Here is a 22,826-nt window from a genome sequence, read left to right as displayed (position 1 = left end):
GTGCGTAGCTTCCTCAGTGCCTTGCTGACACTTGTCGCGATTGCGGCGACCGTCCTCGCCGTTCCGTCCTTCTGGCTGGATCAGCGCATCGTCGATCAAGCGGGATTCGTCTCGACAGTCGCGCCGATGGCGGAGAACCAGGAGGTCAAGGAGTATCTGGCCGACGAGATCGCCGCGCAGGCGACCGCCCGGACCGATCTGCCGATCGCCGGCGTCCTCGTGCGCCCACTGGCCGGTCGCTACACTGAGAGCGAACAGTTCCGGCAGGACTTCGCCGACGTCGTCGGGCAACAACACGCGTTCCTCTTCGAAGAGCCCGCGCCGGGCTCGGACACCTCCGTGATGCAACTCGACATCACCGCCATGATCAACCGTGCCCTGAACCTGTCGGGGGGCAACGCGATCCAGGGTCCGGTCGTGGTGGAACTCACCAACGGCGCCTCGGGCCTCGAGGCGGGCCGGTACGCCGAGGTCGGTGGCCAGATCACGTTGCTCGCGTGGGGTTCGGCCGCCGTGGCCGTGATCGCGGCGGTTCTCGCACTGCTGGTCGCCCGCCGGCGCGGAACCGTGTTCGCGTGGCTCGGACTCGGCGTGGTCGCGGCCGGCGTCTCGACCTGGGCCACGGGCCTGTTCTTCGCCGACCGCGCCAAGCAAGAGGTGGCCGGCGCCGAGAGTTCCGGGCGGCGGGTGGCCGAGCTCATCATCGACGGCGCCTACGACGATGTCACCCGGCTCGCCCTGATCGTCGGCGGGGTGGGCGTCGCGATGTTCGCCGTAGGTGTGCTGGGGCGGTTGATCTCCGGGCGGCGCTGACAAGCGGGCGTGACAGGGACGACGTCGCCATGATGCTCCGTCGTCCGAATCTGCCCGGTGCCTACTCCCCGATCACGTCTGCGGCACGACCGACGATCAGCGGATCGGGCGTACCCACGAACGACTCGTTCTTGCCGTCGTAGTCGAAGAGACTCAACACGTGGCGCATCGCGTTGATCCGGGCACGTTTCTTGTCGTTGGACTTCACCACTGTCCACGGCGCGTGATCGGTGTCGGTGGCGGCGAACATCGCCTCTTTCGCTTCGGTGTAGGCATCCCACTTGTCGAGCGAGGCCAGGTCCATGGGGGACAGCTTCCACTGTCGCACCGGATCGATCTGACGGATGGCGAACCGGGTCCGCTGCTCGAGCGGGGTGACCGAGAACCAGAACTTGACCAGGTTGATCCCGTCGTCGACGAGCATCTTCTCGAACGCCGGGACCTGGGCGACGAACTGCGTGTACTGCGTCGGGCTGCAGAATCCCATGACCCGCTCGACGCCGGCCCGGTTGTACCAGGAGCGATCGAAGAACACCATCTCCCCGCCTGCGGGCAGGTGCTGGACGTAGCGCTGGAAGTACCACTCGGTGGCCTCGCGTTCACTGGGCTTCTCCAGTGCGATGGTGCGCGCGCCGCGCGGATTGAGATGCTCGTTGAAGCGTTTGATGGTGCCGCCCTTGCCCGCGGCATCTCGACCTTCGAAGACCAGTAGGTGCCGCTGGCCGGTCTGCTTCGACCACTTCTGCAGTTTCAGCAGCTCGATCTGCAGCCGTCGTTTGGTGACCTCGTACTCGCGGCGGCTCATCCGCTCCTCGTACGGATAGTCCTCGCGCCAGGTGTCGACGACGTTCCGTTCGGGCAGGGTGAGCAGAACCGGGTCGTCGTCGTCATCGTCGTTGACCGTGAAGTGGGTCGTGTCGTGGAGGTCGACGAGTTGCTGCAGCGCTTCGCGGCCGTTCAGCACGCTGAAGTCGGGGCCGATCTGGGTCGCGGGATCGTGGAGGTCGGTCACTCCACAACGATAGGACGAAGCGACGAACGACGCCCGACGCTCCGGTGAACGGATGTCGCGCCGGGCGTGTTCTGTCTCTCAGACCTCGTGCGATGAACCCGAGGTCAGTTCCTCAGGTCGATCGAACCGGAATGCAGGCAGGCCTTGCCGGTGCTGGTGTCGAACGCGGCCGCGAAACCACCGCTGCACCGGGCACCTTCGGGACCGGCGTAGGCCTCGCCGCCCCAACCTCCCACCGCCACCGTGGTGCCGCCCCGGCGGGCCTGGGCGATCGACAGCGCGCTCGGTCCGGTCGTGACCGAATAGGCGTTACCCCGGGTGTTGGCCCCGGCGAGGGCCGACGAGCCCGGCTGCAGGTTGTAGGCCGCGGCGTTGCCGCCGTTGTCCGACACCGAGACCGCGGTGCCGTAGCCACTGTTCTCATCGGCGGTCGCACGACTGCCGAGTCCGGCCTTCGCGCCGCATCCGCTCCGTCCCTCGACCCGCTCGACCTGATGTCCGTTCGACACCGAACAATGCGTCGAGGCCGAGGACACTCCCTCGCCCGACAGCCCGGCGAAACCGACACATCCGGCGACCCCCGCCGCCAGGACCAGACCGCGAACGGCAAACTTCTTGATTCTCAACTGCTTTGGCCTCCATTGCTCGGGCGCCCCGGTACGGAACGCCCTCAGCGTACCCGTGCTCCGCACCGCGGAGGCGACGATCGACCCGCCACGTCGGGTAACGATTGTCCTCAGGCCGCGGCGCGCTTCTCCACTTCGGTCGTGAGTCCCTTGCGAGCGGTGTCCACCGCCATCTTCTGCGCTCGTCTCACGATGAGGCCGGGCAGCTTGATCTTCAGCTCGACGTCGAGGTCGAACCGGACCCGCGCACCCTTGTCGGTCTCGGTGACCGTGTACTTGCCGTGCTGCTCGCTCAGTTGATTCGACTCGATGAGGTGCCATTCGCACGAATTGCCGGTCCACTCGTAGGTGCACGTCTGTTCGTCGGAGATCCCCGCTGCGGTGACGACCATCCGCACCTTCTCCGGCGTGCCGTCGTCGTAACTGGTCAGGATCTCGGCTTCCTTGTGCGGGCCCGACCAGTCCGGCAGGGACTCGATGTCCATGAGCACTTCCATCACCACCGCGACCGGGGCGGCGACGTCGAATTCGATGTTCGCTGAGACAGCCATGCGCTGAACCTACCGCGCGCCTGCGAAGCCGATGCGAAGAACTGTCGACGACGTGTCGAACCCGTGGTGAGGTCGCCCGCCGCGGTGCGGGTCAGCTCTCGCGGTCCACGAGGTTGACCGGCCACGCCTCGTCCGGGATGTCGCGCAGCGAGCACGCCTGATCGACCGCGGTGAACCAGCCGCGGAAATGCATGATCTCGCCGATGACCGGATTGCGGACGGTCGCATCGCACCGGAAGCGGTCCCGTTTCTCGTCCCACCCCTCGATGTACTTCATCTGGGCGGTGAAGAGTCCACGCATCCCGACCTTCGGTCCGCGTCCGAGCCAGCGCATCGGCCCGCTCTCGAGCAGCAGTTCGCCGGACCGCGTCACCGACGGCTCGATGGGATACAGGAACTCCGGACCGTCGCCGAAATAGTCGACCAGGCCCGTGCGCCCGGCCACCAGCAACGAGTTCAGCTTGCGCGGGCCGGTCGTGTACTGGAAGGTCCGCAGCACCGCGAGCGATTCCCGCTCGAGCTCGTCGGAGTAGCAGTAGTAGCCCTGGGTGAAGGGCACCATGCGACTCGTCTTCGAGGGCAGCGCATTGCGCTTCGCGTAGTGCCACAGCGCGGGCGGCGGCAGCGCCGAGGAGATGTACACCGACTCGTAGATCCCGCTACAGATCTGGGCGACATTGGAAGTCGAATCGATGCCGTAGCGCCACGCGACGTTGGGATGGAGACGGTCGAAGTCCGAACCCAGCGCATGCCGGAAGACCGGCGTCATGGCGTCACCCTCCCCGAGCTCACCCACCATTCGGGCCGGCGCCGACGATGAACGGGCGCAGGCCAGGCGTCACCGCGGCGGTGACGACATGGTGAACCTACTAACGGAGCACACGCGTGTCCAACGTCTCGCTCCCGTTCAGAGCCGCTCGACCGCGGCGTCACACAGGCTCGCCAGTTCGGCGATGACGCGATCGAGTGGTTCGACGCTGCGCTGTGTCTGACACAGCCCGACCGCTCCCTCGACTGCCGCGATGGTGAGGTTGGCCAGCGAGTCGGCGCGGTCGCTGTCGACGCCGTCGACCACCAGCCGGGCGGTGACCAGGTCGGCCCACCGCCGCAAGATCTCGGCGGATGCGTCCGCCACCGCGGGCTCGCTGCGTCGGGCGAGTCCGCCGGCGAGCACCGGACAACCGAACTGGAAATCGGTGTTGACCAGTAGACGCCGCCACACCCCGCCGATCTCGCGCATGGTGTCGGCCGGGGTCATCGCGGTCGGGCGCCCGATGCGCTCGGCGATGAACTCACCGGCGTAGCGGACGGCCTCGGTCATCAGTTGGGTCTTGCCGCCGGGAAAATGGTGGTAGATGGACCCGCGAGGGGCGGAACTCGCGGAGATGACATCGCCGATCGAGGTGGCGGCGACGCCGTCGCGGCCGATCAGATCGGCCGCGTGCACGACCATACGTTCACGCGGGCCACGGTCGTCCGCGCCGGTGATCACGGACTCGGCGGGATGTGACGTCATGCGGCAACTCCTATGCAGACCTTCATACAACCGATGTCCTGGGCAAGCATACATAGCATCGGCCGAGGTCATTCCGCCTGAGAGGAACCGGGCTGCATATGCACACCTTCATAATTTCGCTCGAGTATGCAACCATGCATAGTCATGACGACGACCGACGCACCGACCGACCCCTCCGCCATGTCCGGACTCGAACTACTGCGTGCCTGGCAGGCCGGCGGCGCGGGTTCGGATCGCCCGAGTATCGGCAGACTGCTGGGCATGGTGCCCAAGCAGATCGACGAAGGCGAGGTCACCTTCGCCGTGACCCCGCAGCCCGATTTCGCCAACCCCCTCGGCACCGTTCACGGCGGCATCTGCGCCACCCTGCTGGACTCGGTGATGGGGTGCGCCGTGCACACCACCCTGCCCGCCGGTGTCGGGTACACGACGCTGGAGCTCAAGGTGAACTACATCCGCTCGGTCGCCGTCGACGCCGGGGAACTCACCGGCGTGGGCACCGTCATCCACGCCGGGCGCACCACCGCGACAGCCGAGGGCAAGGTGTTCTCCCACGACGGCAAGCTCGTCGCCCACGGAACCACCACGTGCATCGTGTTCCGCTGACCCGGCCCGGACCACGGGTCAGTCCGCGCGCGCGGCCGTGATGATGCGGGCGATGTCCTCGCCCCTCATCCCGAAACCGGCGAGGCGTCCGAGGGGGATCGACGCGAGCATCCGCATCATGTCGATCCCCAGCGCGTCGTCGCCCGCACCCATCAGGGGGTTGTTCTCCGCCAGGGAGGCGAGCGCTTGCGCCGCAGCCGGATTCGCCAGGACCTCGCCCAGGGTCGAGTTCTCGTCGATGGGCAGGTCGACCTCGTCCCCCGCGAGTTCGACCGTCGCGCTCAGCCGGACGTCGCGGCTCGACGCCCCGGCGTGGATCGCGTATTCACCCGGTTCGACGATCCAGCGATCGACCCGTGTGTCCCAGTACGCGAGGTCGTCCCGGTCGATCGTCACCGAGACGCTCTCGTTCTCACCCGGTTCGAGGTCGCGGGTGACCACGAAGCCCTTCAGCTCACGCGGCGGTCGCCCGACGCGCGACTCCGGCTTCGACGTGTAGATCTGGACCACGTCGCGCCCGGCGCGGGTTCCGGTGTTCGTGACCGTCACCTCGACGTCCACGCCCTCACCCGGTCCGTTCGACGCGACCGAGAGATCCGAGTACTCGAACGTCGTGTAGGACAACCCGTGCCCGAACGGATACGAGACCTCGATGTCCCGCGCGTCGTACCAGCGGTAACCCACGTAGATGCCCTCGCCGTACCGGATGTGCGAGTTCTCGTTCGGGAAGTTGAGGTACGCCGGGGTGTCCTGCAACCTGACCGGCACGGTCTCGGTGAGCCGCCCCGACGGGTTCACCACGCCGACGAGCACGTCGGCGATCGCTCCGCCCCCGGCCTGCCCGAGAAGCGCGCCGTCGAGGACTGCGGGAGCCGCGGCGATCGGTCCGAGGCGGAGGACTCCGCCGTGGGCGAGCACCACCACCGTGCGGGGTTGCACCGCCAGGATCTCGGTCAGCAGCTCGATCTGCTCCGCGGGCAGTTCGATGTCGTCACGGTCGAAGCCCTCCGACTCCTGCGACGCCGCCAATCCCAGGAACACGACCGCGACGTCGGCCTCGGTCGCGGCGGTGATCGCGTCGGCCGAATCCACCGGGGAACCGTCGGTGGAGAATCCCTGGGCGTAGGTCACCGTGTGGCCGGCCGCCCGGATCTCGTCCACCGGTACATCGAGGCGTGTCGGATTCACGTGCGAACTGCCGCCGCCCTGATATCGGGGTTCGCTCGCGAACGCTCCGATGACCGCGACGGATTGCTCGGCGGCCAGTGGGAGAACGCCGCCGTCGTTCTTCAGGAGGACGATGGACCGGCCGGCCGCCTCCCGCGCGAGACGGTGGTGCAGATCGAGATCGGCGACGGCCCGGTCCGCGCGGCCGGCGACGGCCCGCTCGGCGAGTTTCCGCACCGCTCGGGCCGAGCGGTCCACGGCCGCCTCGTCGAGGTTCCCGTTCTCGACGGCATCGACGACCTGCGCGTCGGTCCTGCCCCCGGAACCGGGCATCTCGAGATCCAGTCCGGCCGCGACCGCGCGAACGCGATCGGCGACGGCACCCCAGTCGGAGACCACCACACCGTCGTAACCCCACTCGCCGCGCAACAGGTCGGTGAGGAGCCAGCGGTTCTCCGCGGCGTAGGTGCCGTTGATGCGGTTGTAGGAGCACATCACCGTCCACGGAGCGGCCGAGCGGATGATGTGCGCGAAGGCGCGGAGGTAGATCTCCCGCATCGGCCGGGGATCGACGTCGGAGCTCGACCGCATCCGGTCGTCCTCGGCGTTGTTCAGCGCGAAGTGTTTGAGCGATGCCCCGACCCCCATGCTCTGGACGCCGTCGACCCAGGCCGCGCCGAGCCGGCCGGTGACGAACGGGTCCTCGGCGAAGTACTCGAAGTTCCGCCCGCTCCGGGGATCTCGTTTGATGTTCACACCGGGACCGAGGAGAACGTCGACGTCGAGGCCGCGGGCCTCCCGTCCCAGCGCTTCGCCGACACGACGGATCAGTCCGACGTCCCAACTCTGGCCGAGGCCCACCGCGGGCGGAAAACAGGTGGCGGGTTCGCTGTCGGCGAGACCGAGATGATCGGTCGCGCCGGTCTGCTTGCGGACTCCGTGCGGGCCGTCGGTCAACGTCAGCGCGGGAACCGGGCCGACCGCCTTCGTGGTCCAGAAATCGGCGCCGCTGCCCAGCGCGGCCTTCTCGGACAAGCTGAGTTCACTCATCCCACGACACTACCGACCAGAGTCGACTCTCAGCTCGGTCGCGGGCAGTACGCCTGGTGGCCACCGGACCGGATCTCCCGGTCGCACTGCGCAATTCACGGCGACCTCACCCCTCGAGGTAGCGGTCCCGGAGGGCTCGCCGGTCTTCGGCATCCAGGCCCAGCGCCTCGCTGAAGTAGCCCTCGATCCCGCCGAAACGAGTGCGCACCTCGTCGAAGGCCGCGTCGAGGTAACCGGCGTCGACCCCCAGTACGCCGACGAGCAGTTCGGGATCACCCCCGGCCGCGGCGAACCCGTCGAAGATGTGCCCGAGCGACGGGATGAGACGTTCGTTGGTGAGGAGGTAGTCGCGGTACACGTCGTCCGCGGGCACTCCGAGCAAGGTCAGGAACGCCGCGGCTGCCCACCCGGTTCGGTCCTTGCCGGTGGTGCAGTGCACCAGGGCCGGCGTCGTCCCATCGTCGAGCAGCCCTCGAAAGAACCGAGTGTAGGCGGCGGTCGCACTGGGCAACGTGATCATCTCGCGATAGGTCCCGGAGATCATCGCGCGCGCCTTGCCGCCCGACAACATCTCGCCTGCCTCCGCGACGACGGCGGGATCGGCGAGAACCGCACCGATGTTGGCCGGAATCGACATCTGCGCATCGGCGAGGACGTCGAGAGCGATGTTCGACGCACCGGGCAGGACGGGATCCGGGATGGCTTCGCTCTCGTGCTCCGACCTGAGGTCGTACACGGCCGTCAGCCCCAGCGCCTCCAGCGCGGGTACGTCGGAGACGTCGAGGGCGGAGAAGTCCGTCGAGCGGAACAGGAGCCCGGATCGGACGGTGCGGCCGTCGACGGTGCGCCAGCCGCCGAGGTCGCGCAGGTTCGGCAGGCTCGGGATGGGGCTCGGCGCACCGGGGGTCGCAGTCACGGTCACATCGTGACAGATCTCCGGCGGTCAGTCGGTGAGCGCGCGTTCGAGCATCGGCCACGACTTCACGAGCTGGTCCTGCCAGTACGGCCAGGCGTGCGTACCGGGTGTGTAGTCGACGGTCGCGGGGATGGCGAGTTGCTTGAGCCGGCGGTCGAGATTCAAGGTGCATTGGTGCGTCGCGGCCTCGATCGCGCCACCCACCGCGATCTGGTCGATGTAGATCGTCGTCTTCCCGTCGATTCCCTGGCTCTGCAACTGGTCATGCGGCCCGGGAACCCCCGTGCCGGTGCTGATGTAGATCGCCTTGCCGCGCAACTTGTAGGCGTTGACGACCGGATCGTGGGCACGCCACCCCGGGGACCCGACCGGACCCCAGATGTTGGCGATGTCACCCCCGCCGCGGCCCTCGACCACCGCCCGGATCGCCAGCCGGCCCAGATTCGTACTCGTCTCCGCACATCCGCTGTAGGACGCGACGGCCCGGTAGAGCTCGGGCGCGGACTCGGCGAGGCTCAGCGACGACGTCCCCGCCATCGAGATCCCCGCGATCGCATTCACCCCGGTCGTATTCAATTTCTGGTCGATGAGCGGCGGCAATTCGCTGGTCAGAAAGGTCGTCCATTTATTGCGCCCGAGAACCGGGTCGACTTTCACCCAGTCGGTGTAATAGCTGTATGCGCCGCGCATCGGCACGACCACGTTCACATTCTTGTCGGAGACGAAATCGACGATGTCGGTCTGCTCGAACCAGTGCCCGGTACCCTCTCCGCCACCGGCGCCGTTCAGCAGGTAGAGCGTCGGCCGGGGCACCGATCGGTCCGCCGGCATGAGCACCCGCACCGGCACACTGCGTTTCATCGACGGCGAGTAGACCGACAGGTCGAGGACCCGGCCGTCGGCGACCGCGCGGGCCAACGCCTCGGCCCGGGTCGATCCGTTTCCCGGTTCCGCGCCGGCAATCGACGGAATGGCCAGCGTGACAACGAGTGCCGCGATCGAGATCATGGTGGCGACCAGGCGTCGGCAGAGAGCACCATCCGCTGCGGACATCACAGTCCCTTCACATCACTACCGCTCACATCACAGCAACCGCGCCGTCGTCTCGACAACGGAATTCACACGTGGAGATATCGATCCGAATACGTTTCACCATACGCACCGGGGCGAATCCCGTCCGCATTACTCCGCCGGCGACGATTTCCGTTCATCTCGCGGGTCAGCGCGATAAAACCAGGATTCGAAGCGTTTTCACGATGACAAATATCGCGTACCGCGAGCACCGCGCGCCTGAGCAGCAATTCTGGCCTCCCGGTACCCCGAATCGACCGGTGAGCTCTGGCCGGAAACGGTGCCTTCACATCGCTCGGCACGGGGGCTTCGCTGCGACCGGCCGACGAAGATTCGGCCGATCGGACGACAACGCAGACCGGAGGACGACGATCGGGCGAAACCAGAGCGGACGACAACACTGCCCTGGATCGCTCAGGGTGTCACGGACGCGGGGAACAGCCTGCGCGGGTTCTGCAGCAACGCCGGCGGGGTGACGGCCGCCCGCTCGAGCGTGCCGGTCCACCGGACGCGGCGGCGATGCGGCGTGAGCGTCTTGCCGCGAGTCGAGAACTCGTAGTCGCCGTCCACCACGCCGAGCACGAGCGTGTCGACGTCCGCCGCACCGGTGTTCTGTGGTGGAAGGATGGCGACCTCGTCCCCGGCCGCCAGGTCGGAGACGAAGGACGCCAGCACGCGGAGGTCCTTTCCCGGCCGACGCCCCGGACTGCGCTCCTTCAGCAGCGTCCGGAGCGACGCGTCGGCGCCCGCCGTCGCGTCGACGTCGACGCCGGACTCGGTGCCGAACCCGACGATCCGCCGACGTCGGAATTCGGCGTACTGCTCGTCCGAGGTCGCCCGCACAATCCACACGGTGCGGGTCGGCGCATCCAGGTCACGGACCTCGGCGACGGGCGGATCGGGCCAGAAGTACGGTTGCTCGTCATCGACGTCGTCGAACACGGCGCCGTAGAAGTCCGGCGCCTTGCGGAGCAGCGCGGCACGGTGACTGCAATGCAGCCTGTCATCGCCCAGCCACTCGGGCATCAGACCCTGCGCGGCCAACTCGGACTGGGGTCGCCCCACCACATCGGGCGCGAACTCGGCGATCATCGCCGCGGTGCTGTCCGCACGCCCTTCGCGAGTCCACACATCGACGACGGCGAGCCCGTAGGCGACCAGTGCCGGGGTGTGCCCGCGCCACATCATCACCGCGGGATGACTGGTCCAGCCGTAGTCGAAGAGTTCGAGCGCCCGCAGGATCTGCAACGTCTCGACCCGCTGTTTGCCGAGCCTGGCGGGGTCGAGGACCTCGGCGGAGCGCCGGAAATCCGGGTAGGGCAGGAACGTTTGCATCGTCCTCGCATACCCACTACGACCGTGCACTGACACGTCGGCCGCGACCCGCAGCCGACAAACCGTTCAGAACGGTGGTGGGTTGGCGGCGTTCCACGCGTCGACCTCGCGACGGTGGGCGGTGGTGCGGGTGGCTCGCTGCTCGGCGAGCTTGCTGCGCGCCGGATCATCGGGCGGGCGTCCGGGAACGAGGTAGCCGAACAGGTCGCGGCCGTTGAACGCGTTGCCGACGAAGGTGTGTCCGGTCGGGGACTGGAACCAGGCGGTCAGGTACTCGTCCTGGTAGTCGCGCCACATGCCGAAGGTCTTGATCCGGTGGTGAAAACGGCACAGCGGCTTGAGGTTGCGCTGCGACGTCGGACCACCGGCCCGTGGTGATTCGTGGTCGAACGGGATGGTGTGGTCGAGATCAGCCGTCCACACCGGTGAGTTGCAGCCGGGGAAGGTGCAGCACAGCTCACCGCAGCGCACCAGGGTCTGCAGCTTGCGGCTCGGGGCGTATCGGGAGCCGGCTGCGGCATCGGCGCCGGCGTCGGCGTTGACGAAAGAGCGTTGCGCGTCGGCGAGCAGTGATCGCATGGTGTCGGCGTCGATCAGTCCGTGTCCGTCGAGGAACCCGGGGTCGTCGTCGCGGCCGAGCAGCGTAGACAAGTTCACCACGATGTGGAACATCGGCACCGGAACAGGCACCGGCGCATAGCCGGCGTCGGATGTCGGGCCTGCATCGAGTCCGTCTGTCTCCAGGCCTGTTTCGGCTTGCGGGTCGTCGAGGTCGACCGGTGCGGGCACACAGTGTGGGCAGCGGCACGGAAGCACATCGAGGTGGGCGGCGAGCGCGATCAGGGCGTCGACGCGTCGTTGCTGTGTGGTGCGAGGGTCGTCGTGATGCACTGCGGCGGCCATCGCGTCGAGCTGGGTGTTGAGTTCGGCGGCGTCGGTGATCGGAAGGGTGCCGGTGATACGAGACTGGCCGGGTGTGAATCGGTCGGGTGCGATGATGATCTTGCGGTCGTCGCCGGCGCGTTCGCGACGTCGGCGAACCGCATCGGGGGCATGCTTGGCGACGATCGAGTCGACCAGGATGGTGAACTGGGTGGTCGACATCGGTGGGCGGGCCAGGATCGCCTCGGCCAGATGGGCATCGACGGTCGGCATGTCGGCGTCGGGCACGAAGTCGGTGCGCTTCATGGCGATGGTGAAGCGTCGCTGGTCGATCCGCCCGCAGGCCAGGGTGTTGCCGGTGAGCATGAGTCGGTAACGCAGGACGTCGCCGGTGCGGATGAGATCGCGGGCTTCGGCGGCGGTGATCAACAGGGCGGCGCCGAGTTCGGCGGTGGCCTGGTCGAAACCGTCGGGCCCGTATTCGGCGTACGGGTCGATACCGGCGGCTGCGTCGGCCGCGCGCCGGTGCAGTTCGTCTGCGGACGAGGTTCGACCGTCGCGGTGTTCGGTGCGGCGCAGCTGGTAGTCGAGTTCGCGTTCCTCGTGCAGCAGGCTCGCCGCAGTCAGGAGTCGGTAGGAGGCGGCGGAGGTGATCGACGCGCAGTGGGTGATGACATCCACCAGCTCGGTGGCCGACAGTTCGACATCGGAAAGCACTGCAGGCAAGGACAACTCGGACTCGGACTCATCGCCCGAGATTCCTGCGCCCTCGCCCCCGAATTGCATGAAACCAACATACGACCGACCACCGACAAGAACCGCCGACCGCGTCAGACGGTTCCGACACTCACTCCAGCACAGGCTCCGACGTGTCGGTCCCCGCCTCCGGCAGTACACACACGCCGTCGGCGCAGACCGCCGCGTCGTCGTCGCCGATCATCTCGAAGCGCACCGGCGGTTCAGACACGATCGACCGCCTCGGCGCGGACCTTGTCGAGGGCCTGGGTGAACGTCTCCGGCGCCTGTGCACCAGAGACGCCGTACTTGCCGTTGATGACGAAGAACGGCACACCGCTGATCCCGTACGCCCGCGCCTGATCGATGTCGGCGGCGACGGCAGCGGAGTACTCCCCCGACTCCAGCGCGGCGAGGACGGCGTCGCGCTCGAGGCCGACATCAGCCGCCAGATCGGCCAGTTCCTCGGCGCGGCCGACGTGCCGCCCCTGCTCGAAGTACGCCTTGAACAGGCGCTCGGCCAGATCCGGCTGTCGGCCATGCGCTTTCGCGAAATGCAGGGCTTCGTGCGCCTTCAGTGTCTTGGTGTGCTGCAACCGGTCGAAGTCGTAGTCGAGACCGACGCCGGCGGCGATCTCACGGACCTGGTCGAGCATCCCCCGGACCTGCCCGGCGGGCATGCCCTTGTGCCGGACGAGGAAGTCGATCTCCGAGCCGTCGAAGTCGACCGGTGTGTCGGGGGCGAGCTCGAAGCTGTGGTAGGTCACCTCGACGTCGTCACGCCCGGCGAACTCCGCCAGTCCGGCCTCGAACTTGCGTTTGCCGATGTAGCACCAGGGGCAGGCGATGTCGGACCAGATGTCGACGGTGATGGGAGCACTCATGGCCGTCTCAACACCGCCCCGACCGACTTCGTTCCCCGCAACGCCGAAGGCCGGCCACCCTCTCGGGTGACCGGCCTTCGGTTGGAGCTGCGTTGAGTGAACGCAGGGATCTGATCAGGAGATCAGAAGCCCATTCCGCCCATCTCGTCGCCACCCGGCATGGCCGGTGCGGCGTTCTTCTCGGGCTTGTCGGCGACGACGGCCTCGGTGGTGAGGAACAGAGCCGCGATCGAGGCTGCGTTCTGCAGCGCCGAGCGGGTGACCTTCACCGGGTCGTTGATGCCGGCCTTGAGCAGGTCCTCGTACACACCGGTGGCGGCGTTGAGGCCGGTGCCGGTGGGCGAGTTGAGGACCTTGTCGGCGACGACGCCCGGCTCGAGCCCGGCGTTGATCGCGATCTGCTTGGCCGGAGCCGAGAGCGCGACCTTGACGATGTTGGCGCCGGTGGCCTCGTCACCCTCGAGCGAGAGTGCGTCGATGGCCGGCTCCGACTGCAGCAGGGCCACGCCACCGCCGGCGACGATGCCCTCTTCGACGGCAGCCTTCGCGTTGCGGACGGCGTCCTCGATGCGGTGCTTGCGCTCCTTGAGCTCGACCTCGGTGGCCGCGCCCGCCTTGATGACCGCAACACCGCCGGCCAGCTTGGCCAGACGCTCCTGCAGCTTCTCACGGTCGTAGTCGGAGTCGCTGTTCTCGATCTCGCCGCGGATCTGGGCCACCCGGCCGGCGATGGCGTCGGGATCGCCCGAGCCCTCGACGATGGTGGTCTCGTCCTTGGTCACGACGACCTTGCGTGCGGTACCGAGCAGCTCGACGCCTGCACCCTCGAGCGAGAGGCCGACCTCTTCGCTGATGACCTCGCCACCGGTGAGGATGGCGATGTCGGCCAGCATGGCCTTGCGGCGGTCACCGAAGCCCGGAGCCTTGACGGCGACGGACTTGAAGGTGCCCTTGAGCTTGTTGACGACGAGGGTCGAGAGAGCTTCGCCCTCGACGTCCTCGGCGATGATCAGCAGCGGCTTACCGGCCTGGATGACCTTCTCCAGCAGCGGCAGCAGGTCCTTGATGGTCGAGACCTTGCCCGAGACCAGCAGGATGTACGGGTCGTCGAGGACGGCTTCCTGGCGGTCGGCGTCGGTGACGAAGTAGCCCGAGATGTAGCCCTTGTCGAAGCGCATGCCCTCGGTGAGCTCGAGCTGCAGGCCGAAGGTGTTGGACTCCTCGACCGTGATGACGCCTTCCTTGCCGACCTTGTCCATCGCCTCGGCGATGAGCTCGCCGATCGAGGGGTCACCGGCCGAGATGCCTGCGGTCTGAGCGATCTGCTCCTTGGTCTCGACCTCCTTGGCGCTCTTCAGCAGCGACTCGGTGACGGCCTCGACGGCCTTCTCGATGCCGCGCTTCAGACCCAGCGGGTTGGCGCCGGCAGCGACGTTGCGCAGACCCTCACGGACGAGAGCCTGGGCCAGAACGGTGGCGGTGGTGGTGCCGTCGCCCGCGACGTCGTCGGTCTTCTTGGCGACTTCCTTGACCAGCTCGGCGCCGATCTTCTCGTACGGGTCCTCCAGCTCGATCTCCTTGGCGATGGACACACCATCGTTGGTGATCGTGGGGGCGCCCCACTTCTTTTCCAGCACGACGTTGCGACCCTTGGGTCCCAACGTCACCTTGACGGCGTCGGCGAGGCTGTTGAGGCCCCGCTCGAGGCCGCGACGGGCCTCTTCGTCGAACGCGATTTGCTTGGCCATGGGTAAGTGATCCTCCGAAGGGGGTGACACTAGGTTCGTATGGCCGGAACTCGGTGCCCGCGACGGACGACCGGTGTGTCATTCGGTACCGGCCTCACCGTCCCGACCTGGCACTCACAGCTCGCGAGTGCCAACCTCGTTTTTAGCACTCGCCCACCGCGAGTGCAAGGTCGGATCGGCAGCAGACCGACAGGATCGCCGCACCCGGGGGCACGGCCTTGATTAGCGTGATCCGTATGTCCGGCGCGCCCAGACCTTTCCGCTTCGGGGTCAACATGTTCACCGTCGACGACGCGGCCTCCTGGACGAGTCGCGCCCGCCACGTCGAAGACCTCGGCTACGACGTGCTGCTCTTCCCCGACCACCTCGGTGCGCCGAGCCCGTGGCCCGCGCTGGCCGTGGCGGCGACGGCGACGCAACGCCTCCGGCTCGGCACTTTCGTCCTCAACGCGGCATTCACCAACCCCGCGCTCCTCGCGCGCGACGTCGCCACCGTCGACCGGCTGTCCGGCGGACGGGTCGAACTCGGACTCGGCACCGGATATGCGAAGAACGAGTTCGAGGCGGCCGGCATCGACTTCGGGACCCCGGGCCGTCGTGTCGATCACCTGTCGTCCACGGTCAGGAAGGTGGCGTCCGCGCTCGACGACCCCGGCGTCGAGCCGCGGCCGGTGCAGGCGCGGGTACCGCTGATGGTCGCCGGGAACGGCGACCGCGTTCTCCGGGTCGCCGCCGACCACGCCGACATCGTCGCGTTCACGGCCGCCCGGACGAGTCGTGACGGCGAACTCCGGCTGCTCACCGCCGACGACTTCGAGTCCCGCGTCGCCTTCGCCCGCCGGGCCGCGGGCGAACGCGTTCCCGACATCGAATGGAACCTGCTGGTACAGGTCGTCGCCGTCACCGACGACCCCGAGTCCGTGTTCGAGCGGACTCCCGGGGCCACCGAGGCCGCGGGCTCCGCCGAGGCGTTCGCGGAGCTGCCGACGGTCCTGGTCGGCTCCACGGCCGAGATCGCCGAGCGGCTCGTGGGGTTGCGCGCGCGGACCGGCATCTCCTACATCTCCGTGCACGAGCCGGCCCTGGAGGAATTCGCACCGATCATCCCGCTGCTGCGCGCCGCCGACGCCTGAGCGTCAGGTGCGATCGCGGTCATTCGCACCTTCGACGACTGCCGTCCCGGGCGGCCAGGTCGGCTAGGGTCTGAACCGTGGAATTCCTGTTGATCATCATCGTGGCGCTGCTTGCGATCATCGCGGTGGTCGTCATCTTCAATTTCCTCGGCAACCGCAGGGCCCGGCAGGCCGAACAGGACGCCCTGCGCGAGCGGACCTACCGGCCCGGCGATCCCTTCTCCTCGGCCGACGACGATTCCGTCTACGGTGATCCCCGCGATCTCAAGCCGGGCGATCTCGTCGAACTGCGCGGTCAGACCTATGCGGTCCGCGGCACGCTGCGCCTGACCCAGGACGGCTACACCTGGACCGAGAACTTCCTGGACACCGGTGTCGGGTCCAAGGCCTGGATCTCGGTCGAGGACGATCCCGACCTCGAGGTCGTGCTGTGGCACGAGTTGCCCGGTGCAGCCGTCACTCCCGGCCCCGACACCGTGGAGCTCGAGGGTCGTCGATACCAGTCGGAGGAGGCGGGTTCGGCGCGCTTCACCTCCGCGGGCACGACCGGGCTCGCGACCTCCGGCCGGATGGCCTACCACGACTACCAGGCCGGCGACGACCGCCTCTCGTTCGAGGACTACGGCAGCGGCTGGGAGTGCGCCCGCGGTGAACTGCTGTCCCGGGCGGACTATCGCATTTATCCCAGCAACCCGGCTCCGGAGACGCCCTGACGGCCCCGACCGCCGTCCACCCGACCGAGACGCCCTGAGCAGGGAGATCGCACCCGCATGACAGAGAACCCCGGACATCCCGGCGACCCCGCAGCACAACTGGCGGTCGCCTTCGCCGACACCAGCGCGGCACAGCTCGGCTTCTCACTGAGCGCACCGTTGCAGGAGCCCCTGGCACAGGAGGACCGCGACATCGACGGCATCACCGTGTCGGTGCGATTGCTCGGCGCGAGCCATCAGGTGCTCGTCGAGGACGGGGTGCAACGAATCTGTGAGACCGTCGCCTGCCTGCCTGATGTGACCTCGGCACTTCCGGAGAGTTTCCAGGAGAGCGGCTACTACTTCAGTTCCCGCGTCGAACAGGTGACCTCGGACCATCTCGCCGCACTCGTCGAACAGCTGGCCGCGCGCGTCACCGAGCAGTTGGCGACCGGACATCCATGCGTGATGGGCCGCTTCCCCGGCGACCCGTATGCCGTCACCGCGATCGTCTCCGAGTCCACCGACGACGACATCAGCTGGCACACCTGGCACACCTACCCCAAAGCCGGCGAGGTCGTGATCACCTCCAGCAGAATCGACCGCGGACCGGTGGCCCGCCGATGACCGAGCAGTTCCCGCCCGACCGGCAGCCGGACCCGCGCCGCCGCCTCAACAAGATCCGCAACATCATCATCGGTGTGATCGTCGTGCTCACCGTTTTCGCGCTGATCGGCGCGTGCACCGCGCGAGTGGCCCGCGGGGGCGGCATCGGGGGGTCGGCGCGCGACTACATCTCCCAGAACTACGAGCGAGACACCTCGCTCGACGAGGGCGACGTCGACGCCTACGTCGCCGACGGGACCCCGGCGGAGGTCGCCGCCGACATCCGCGACGCCGAACGTCCCAGCGACCAGCGGACCGGCGCCACAGGCGCGGGCAACATCTCCGGCACGCAGTTCCTGCAGTATCCCGACTACCTCGTCGGTCTGTTCCCGCTGGCCGCCGGGACCACCCGGGTGATGCTCAGCCGCGACTACCGGTCGGGCTACAACCACTACCACCCCTACGTCGGCGCGTTCTGGGTACCGACCCCCCGCTATGCGGGTAGCGGCAGCGGAAACCGCGGCGGCGGGAGCGGCGGTGGCGGCAAATGATCGTTGTCCGACCGGCCCGTCCCATCGAACTCGTCCGATCAACCAACGGAGAAGACCATGCTCGCTGATATCGCTGAGAATGCCTACGCGGCAGGCGCTTACGCCGGCGTCGGCGTGATCCTGATGATCGTGTCGTTCGGCATCCTCGACCTGCTCACGCCCGGGAAGCTCCGTTCGCAGCTGTGGACCGAGCGCAACCGCAACGCAGGCATCCTGGTGGGCTCCAACATGCTCGCCGTCGCCGTGATCGTCACCGCGGCCATCGTCGCGAGCGAGGGCCGGCTCCTCGAGGGACTCACCTACACCGCGGTGTACTCGGCGATCGGCCTGATCGTGATGGCGGTGACCTTCCTCGTCATCGACCTGCTGACCCCCGGGAATCTGGGCGAACTCCTGGTCCACCCGGAGACCCACCCGGCGGTCTGGGTGCAGGGCGTCGCACACATCGGGGTGTCGATCATCGTCGCCGCCTCCATCCTGTGACCGGGTCACCACACTCCCCCGTCCGTTGGTGACCGTCGACGACCCCGGTCCGGCGACGACCGACACCGCTCCGGACACGTTGGCGACGCGGCCGCGACTCGCCCGCGCCGGACTGCTCGGCGTCGTCTTCGTCTGCGCCGCGTGTGGCCTGGTGTACGAGCTCGCCCTGGTCTCGCTCGGGTCGTTCCTGATCGGCAACACCGCGACGCAGGCATCGATCGTCCTCGCGGTGATGGTCTTCGCGATGGGGATCGGATCGCTCGCGGCCAAACCCCTCCAGCCGCAGTCGGTCACGGCCTTCGCGGTGATCGAACTGCTGCTCGCGCTCATCGGCGGACTGTCGGTGATGGCGCTCTACGCGGCGTTCGCGTACCTGGAGCTGTACACGCCCGCCCTCATCCTCGTGGCCTTCGTGCTCGGCATCCTGATCGGCGCCGAGATCCCGCTGCTGATGGTTCTGCTGCAACGGATTCGACGCCAGGAGGCCGGTTCGGCGGTCGCCGACATGTTCGCCGTCGACTACATCGGCGCCCTCATCGGTGGCCTGTGCTTCCCCTTCTTGCTGCTGCCGTGGTTCGGCCAGTTGCGAGGTGCTCTGGTCGTCGGACTCGTCAACGCCGCGGCCGGGTGCTTCCTCGTCTTCGTCATCTTCCGAAAGTCGATGTCGCGCACCCAGATGGCGGCCCTGTCCGCGTCGGCGATCGCGGTCGTCGCCGTCCTGGTCGCGGGGTTGATGCTGTCCGGTCGCTTCGAGATCACCGCCCGCCAGGCCCTGTACCGGGATCCCATCGTCGCCGCCGAACGCAGTGCCTATCAGGACATCGTCATCACCGAGAACCGGTTCGGCGCAGCGGCCGATACCCGCCTGTACCTGAACGGCGACCTGCAGTTCTCCTCCGTCGACGAGCACCGCTATCACGAGACCCTGGTTCATCCGGCGATGTCCGGCGAGCGCGGCTCCGTCCTGATCCTCGGCGGCGGTGACGGACTCGCGCTCCGCGAAGTGCTCACCTATCCCGACGCCCGCGACGTCACGCTCGTCGAACTCGACCCGGAGATGATCCGCCTGGCCCGGACCGACGAGCGTCTCACGACATTGAACCGGGGGGCGATGAGCGACCCCCGAGCCGAGGTGATCGCCGCCGATGCCTTCTCCTGGCTACGCGGCACCGACCGACGGTTCGACGTGATCATCGTCGACATGCCCGATCCCGACGACTCGGCCACTGCGAAGCTGTATTCCACCGAGTTCTACGCGATGGTCCGTGCACATCTCACCCCGACGGGCCGGACCGTCGTGCAGGCCGGGTCCCCGTACTTCGCACCGAAGTCGTTCTGGTGCGTGGCGTCGACCATGCGCGCGGCCGGGCTGGACCCGACCCCGTACCACGTCGACGTGCCGGCCTTCGGCGACTGGGGATTCCACCTGGCCGGCGCCGGCGGCCGCGTCACGCCGACCGTGCGGGCACCCGGCCCGCTCCGGTTCCTCAGCCCCGAACAGATCTCTGCCGCAATGGTTTTCCCACTCGACCGGCAACAACTGGACGTGCCGCCGTCCACCCTGATGGACCCGAGGATCCTGCGGTACGCGCAAGGCGAGTGGGCGACCTACTGACGTCGGCACGTCTGCGAACGCAGATGCTCGAGGTGATCCCAGAGGTCGCGTTCGCGTTCGGCGTCATGACTCTCCCCCGACGAGTCGGACACCCGCCCACGGTCGATGTAGGCACCGGTGGCCGCATGTGGCACGCCGAGAATCGCCGACGCGAGACGCCGGCCCGCCGCGGCGGGCCGGTCCAGCGGGCTGACGAGGGTCAGACCCGGAACAACCCATCTGTTCGCCCACCGCTGCGGTGCGCTCGCCGCCCGGGCCAGGTCCGTACCGGGCACGTAACCCGGGTTGTAGGAGACGATCTCGATCCCGTCGGGCAGGTGACGTGCCCATTCGTGGACGAGATGGATCGCCGCCAGCTTGCTGGTCGAGTACGCGGTTCGGCCGGCAGACGGGCTCGCGCCGCCGAACGCGCCGGGCCGGGACAACCGCGCCGGAGAGGTCCATCGCGGTGCCGGCACCAGGCCGAGATTGTGCCGGAAGTCGCCGAAGTGCGTGTCGCTCACCGTGATCGTGATCCGGGAACCGTGCGCGAGGTGCCCGCCGAGCTCACCGAGCAGCACGTGATTCGCGAGCACGTTGACCGCGAAGGTCGCCTCGAGTCCGTCGACGGTGACCTGCTGGTCGTCGACATACTGGATACCCGCGTTGCACGCCAGCCCCCGCAACGGCGGAAGCGCCGCGTCGTCGAGCATCTGCCGGATCTCCGCCGCCGCGGCGGCCGTGCCCGCGGTGTCGGCGAGATCGGCATCGACCACGACGACGCGCGCGGCGTTCTCACCGAAACCGTCCACGAACCCGGCGGGTCCGCCTCCGCGGGCGAGCACGACGAGGTGACACGAGGGGTCCATCGATGCGATGGACCGCGCGGCGACCACTCCGATGCCGCGCGTTGCTCCCGTCATGACCAGCGTCCAGGCCGGAGGTGAGCTGTTCGAGGAATTCATGTCGGCTCCCACCGGTTCGGTTGACGTTGTCAACTCAAGAGAACCGCATTCGGTTGACAGTGTCAACTGTATGGTGGGGCGATGACCACGAGGGCCGAGACCGCGGCACACACCCGGCAGGCACTGCTGGCGACGGCGTCGGCACTGCTCGACCAGGGCGGACCGGAAGCGGTGACCCTGCGCGAGGTCGGCAGTGGCGCCGGGGTTTCCCGGTCCGCCGCGTACCGGCACTTCGTCGGGAAGGACGAGTTGCTGGCGGCACTCGCCGCCGAGGCGTGGGCGGTCGTCGCCGACGGACTCGAGGTCATCGCGTCCGACCCGGACCTGTCCCCTGAGGACGCCGTGCGGACGGCGATGCACGCGCTGTCCGACCTCGGGCTGGACCGGCCACATCTGTACCGGCTCATGTTCGCGACTCCGGCGGGCGCGCCGGCCATCCCCGCCGCCGCCCGCGCGCAGAACGGTCTGATGTCCCTCGTGAGCCGTATCGTCGGCGCCGACGCCGCACGACACCATGCGGCGCTGCTGTTCGCGACGACGCACGGCCTCACCGACCTGGACACCCACGGCCACCTACCGCCCGACAAGTGGCGCGCCGACCGGCACACCCTCATCGATCTCGCCGTCTCGTCGCTACCTCACGGAGACAGCGTCATCGGGCCCGACAACCATGACCGGAACCCCGATGTCTAGCGGGGTGACGATCGCCCTCGTCCTGCTCGGAGTGCTCGCGTGCGTCGGCGCGGTGGTGCTGATCCGCACCCGGCGCGTCGTGCGGACCCCGGCCGAGCGGGCGGTCCATCTCGCGCTGCACACCGCGTCCCTGGCCGCCCGCTCGCTGCGTACCGGACTCTCGGCGGAGTCCGCTCGCGAGGCACTGCCTCACCTGCTCACGCTCACCGGCGCCGAGGCGGTCGCCCTCTATGACGGTGAACCGAGCCGCCTCGCCCATCTGCCCGACGGCGACGACATCTGGGACGACGAGATGCTCGGTCACGCCGATCGTGCGGCGACCTCCGCGCTGGGCGACCTCCGGCGCGTACTGCTCACCGACCCCAGCGGCGCCGAGTCCCCGGTGCGCGCGCTCGTGGCCCAGCCCCTCCTCGCCGACGACGTCGGGGTCGGGGTCCTCGTGGTCGCCACGACCCGACGGCCCGGCCCCGGAATGCTCGGCGCCATCGCCGAAGTCGCGCGGTACGCGTCGAGTCAGATCGAACTCGCCGACCTCGACGCCTCACGCGCGCGACTCAACCGCGCCGAGGTCCTCGCGCTGCGCGCGCAGATCAGTCCGCACTTCATCTACAACGCGCTGAACACCATCGCCTCGTTCGTGCGGACCGACCCCGACCGCGCGCGCGAGCTCGTCCTCGACTTCGCCGACTTCACCCGGTACTCCTTCCGGGCCGCGGGCGAGTACACCGTGCTCGCGGACGAACTGCGCAACATCGACCGCTACCTGACGCTCGAACGAGCCCGCTTCGGCAACGCTCTCGACGTCAAATTGCATGTCGCGCCCGAGGTCCTGAACGTCGTCGTACCGTTCCTCGCGCTGCAACCGCTCGTCGAGAACGCCGTACGGCACGGCCTCGCGTCGAAAGGCGGGGGCACCATCACCATCGTCGCGGCCGACGAGGGCACCGACTGTGTCATCACGGTCGAGGACGACGGCGTGGGCATGGAACCGGAACTCCTGCGCAGCGGTGCCCTCGACGCCCTCGATCACGGCGAGGGCGCGCACGTCGGCCTGACCAATGTCGACCACCGGCTCCGCGCCGCCTTCGGCAACGACTACGGGCTCGTCGTCGAGACGGCCGTCGGCGCCGGCACCAAAGTGGGCATGCGCGTTCCGAAGTTCCGCGCGGGCATCCGGGCGTGAACGCCCGGTTCGGG

General features: G+C 68.2%; 23 protein-coding genes. 10 read left to right on the top strand and 13 right to left on the bottom strand.

What is annotated here, in order from left to right:
• Entirely contained in the window at positions 1 to 813 is an 813-nt protein-coding gene (locus tag AMD30_RS11515; protein ID WP_055475725.1) for a hypothetical protein, read from the top strand.
• Between the two features lie 61 nt (positions 814 to 874).
• On the opposite strand, the gene ppk2 is transcribed toward AMD30_RS11515, so the two are convergent.
• From ppk2 to AMD30_RS11490, 5 genes are all read right to left on the bottom strand, one after another.
• A complete protein-coding gene (gene ppk2 / locus AMD30_RS11510; protein WP_055475724.1) occupies positions 875 to 1,825 on the bottom strand; it encodes a polyphosphate kinase 2 in 951 nt (316 codons plus the stop codon).
• 104 nt (positions 1,826 to 1,929) lie between these two features.
• Positions 1,930 to 2,451, bottom strand: coding sequence for a DUF6764 family protein (locus tag AMD30_RS11505; protein WP_010842838.1), 522 nt, complete (start codon positions 2,449 to 2,451; stop codon positions 1,930 to 1,932).
• 110 nt (positions 2,452 to 2,561) lie between these two features.
• The gene (locus tag AMD30_RS11500; protein WP_010842839.1) at positions 2,562 to 3,002 is read right to left on the bottom strand and encodes an SRPBCC family protein; all 441 of its coding nucleotides are present in this window, start codon (positions 3,000 to 3,002) and stop codon (positions 2,562 to 2,564) included.
• Positions 3,003 to 3,093: 91 nt separating this feature from the next.
• The gene (locus tag AMD30_RS11495) at positions 3,094 to 3,771 is read right to left on the bottom strand and encodes a DUF4166 domain-containing protein (protein WP_014925316.1); all 678 of its coding nucleotides are present in this window, start codon (positions 3,769 to 3,771) and stop codon (positions 3,094 to 3,096) included.
• 138 nt (positions 3,772 to 3,909) lie between these two features.
• Entirely contained in the window at positions 3,910 to 4,518 is a 609-nt protein-coding gene (locus AMD30_RS11490; protein ID WP_010842841.1) for a TetR/AcrR family transcriptional regulator, read from the bottom strand.
• 126 nt (positions 4,519 to 4,644) lie between these two features.
• On the opposite strand from AMD30_RS11490, the gene AMD30_RS11485 reads away from it, so the two are divergent.
• Positions 4,645 to 5,124 (top strand): PaaI family thioesterase, encoded by a 480-nt coding sequence (locus AMD30_RS11485; RefSeq protein ID WP_193748592.1) that lies wholly within the window; start codon positions 4,645 to 4,647, stop codon positions 5,122 to 5,124.
• Positions 5,125 to 5,142: 18 nt separating this feature from the next.
• Here the strand turns inward: AMD30_RS11485 and AMD30_RS11480 are convergent, their stop codons facing one another.
• The 7 genes from AMD30_RS11480 to groL all read right to left on the bottom strand — a co-directional run bounded on the left by AMD30_RS11480 (position 5,143) and on the right by groL (position 14,912).
• Positions 5,143 to 7,341, bottom strand: a complete 2,199-nt coding sequence (locus AMD30_RS11480; protein ID WP_055475723.1) for a glycoside hydrolase family 3 C-terminal domain-containing protein — start codon at positions 7,339 to 7,341, stop codon at positions 5,143 to 5,145.
• Between the two features lie 106 nt (positions 7,342 to 7,447).
• Complete coding sequence (locus AMD30_RS11475; RefSeq protein ID WP_055475770.1) at positions 7,448 to 8,257, bottom strand: tyrosine-protein phosphatase; 810 nt, start codon at positions 8,255 to 8,257, stop codon at positions 7,448 to 7,450.
• 27 nt (positions 8,258 to 8,284) lie between these two features.
• Positions 8,285 to 9,310, bottom strand: a complete 1,026-nt coding sequence (locus tag AMD30_RS11470; RefSeq protein ID WP_010842845.1) for an alpha/beta hydrolase — start codon at positions 9,308 to 9,310, stop codon at positions 8,285 to 8,287.
• Between the two features lie 432 nt (positions 9,311 to 9,742).
• Positions 9,743 to 10,663 (bottom strand): MSMEG_6728 family protein, encoded by a 921-nt coding sequence (locus AMD30_RS11465; protein WP_055475722.1) that lies wholly within the window; start codon positions 10,661 to 10,663, stop codon positions 9,743 to 9,745.
• Positions 10,664 to 10,729: 66 nt separating this feature from the next.
• A complete protein-coding gene (locus AMD30_RS11460) occupies positions 10,730 to 12,331 on the bottom strand; it encodes an HNH endonuclease signature motif containing protein (RefSeq protein WP_055475721.1) in 1,602 nt (533 codons plus the stop codon).
• Positions 12,332 to 12,504: 173 nt separating this feature from the next.
• Complete coding sequence (locus tag AMD30_RS11455; RefSeq protein WP_055475720.1) at positions 12,505 to 13,164, bottom strand: DsbA family oxidoreductase; 660 nt, start codon at positions 13,162 to 13,164, stop codon at positions 12,505 to 12,507.
• A gap of 122 nt (positions 13,165 to 13,286) precedes the next feature.
• Positions 13,287 to 14,912, bottom strand: coding sequence for a chaperonin GroEL (groL, locus tag AMD30_RS11450; protein ID WP_010842848.1), 1,626 nt, complete (start codon positions 14,910 to 14,912; stop codon positions 13,287 to 13,289).
• 236 nt (positions 14,913 to 15,148) lie between these two features.
• Here groL and AMD30_RS11445 point away from each other — a divergent pair, with 236 nt between their 5' ends.
• The 6 genes from AMD30_RS11445 to AMD30_RS11420 all read left to right on the top strand — a co-directional run bounded on the left by AMD30_RS11445 (position 15,149) and on the right by AMD30_RS11420 (position 19,992).
• Positions 15,149 to 16,045, top strand: coding sequence for a TIGR03621 family F420-dependent LLM class oxidoreductase (locus tag AMD30_RS11445; protein WP_055475719.1), 897 nt, complete (start codon positions 15,149 to 15,151; stop codon positions 16,043 to 16,045).
• Positions 16,046 to 16,122: 77 nt separating this feature from the next.
• Positions 16,123 to 16,758: a DUF4178 domain-containing protein gene (locus AMD30_RS11440; protein WP_055475718.1), complete on the top strand. Its 636-nt coding sequence runs from the start codon at positions 16,123 to 16,125 to the stop codon at positions 16,756 to 16,758.
• A gap of 57 nt (positions 16,759 to 16,815) precedes the next feature.
• Positions 16,816 to 17,364: a DUF2617 family protein gene (locus AMD30_RS11435; protein ID WP_010842851.1), complete on the top strand. Its 549-nt coding sequence runs from the start codon at positions 16,816 to 16,818 to the stop codon at positions 17,362 to 17,364.
• Positions 17,361 to 17,894: a DUF4247 domain-containing protein gene (locus AMD30_RS11430; protein WP_055475717.1), complete on the top strand. Its 534-nt coding sequence runs from the start codon at positions 17,361 to 17,363 to the stop codon at positions 17,892 to 17,894. The genes AMD30_RS11435 and AMD30_RS11430 overlap by 4 nt, the downstream gene beginning before the upstream one ends.
• A gap of 57 nt (positions 17,895 to 17,951) precedes the next feature.
• The gene (locus AMD30_RS11425; protein WP_010842853.1) at positions 17,952 to 18,377 is read left to right on the top strand and encodes a DUF350 domain-containing protein; all 426 of its coding nucleotides are present in this window, start codon (positions 17,952 to 17,954) and stop codon (positions 18,375 to 18,377) included.
• Between the two features lie 28 nt (positions 18,378 to 18,405).
• The gene (locus AMD30_RS11420; protein ID WP_055475716.1) at positions 18,406 to 19,992 is read left to right on the top strand and encodes a polyamine aminopropyltransferase; all 1,587 of its coding nucleotides are present in this window, start codon (positions 18,406 to 18,408) and stop codon (positions 19,990 to 19,992) included.
• Here AMD30_RS11420 and AMD30_RS11415 read toward each other — a convergent pair.
• Positions 19,986 to 20,936 (bottom strand): SDR family NAD(P)-dependent oxidoreductase, encoded by a 951-nt coding sequence (locus AMD30_RS11415; protein WP_055475769.1) that lies wholly within the window; start codon positions 20,934 to 20,936, stop codon positions 19,986 to 19,988. The two genes, AMD30_RS11420 and AMD30_RS11415, sit on opposite strands and share 7 nt — an antisense overlap.
• Before the next feature lie 81 nt (positions 20,937 to 21,017).
• On the opposite strand from AMD30_RS11415, the gene AMD30_RS11410 reads away from it, so the two are divergent.
• Together AMD30_RS11410 and AMD30_RS11405 are read left to right on the top strand one after the other, a co-directional pair.
• Positions 21,018 to 21,629, top strand: coding sequence for a TetR/AcrR family transcriptional regulator (locus AMD30_RS11410; protein ID WP_055475715.1), 612 nt, complete (start codon positions 21,018 to 21,020; stop codon positions 21,627 to 21,629).
• A complete protein-coding gene (locus AMD30_RS11405; RefSeq protein WP_035717443.1) occupies positions 21,622 to 22,812 on the top strand; it encodes a sensor histidine kinase in 1,191 nt (396 codons plus the stop codon). Before AMD30_RS11410 ends, AMD30_RS11405 begins: the two co-directional genes overlap by 8 nt.
• Positions 22,813 to 22,826 lie beyond the last annotated feature (14 nt).

Origin of the sequence: Gordonia sp. HS-NH1, assembly GCF_001418765.1 — a bacterium.
In the GTDB taxonomy this organism is placed as follows: Bacteria; Actinomycetota; Actinomycetes; order Mycobacteriales; family Mycobacteriaceae; genus Gordonia.
Note: the sequence above shows the minus strand (reverse complement) of the source record. Positions and strands in the feature narration are given on the sequence as shown.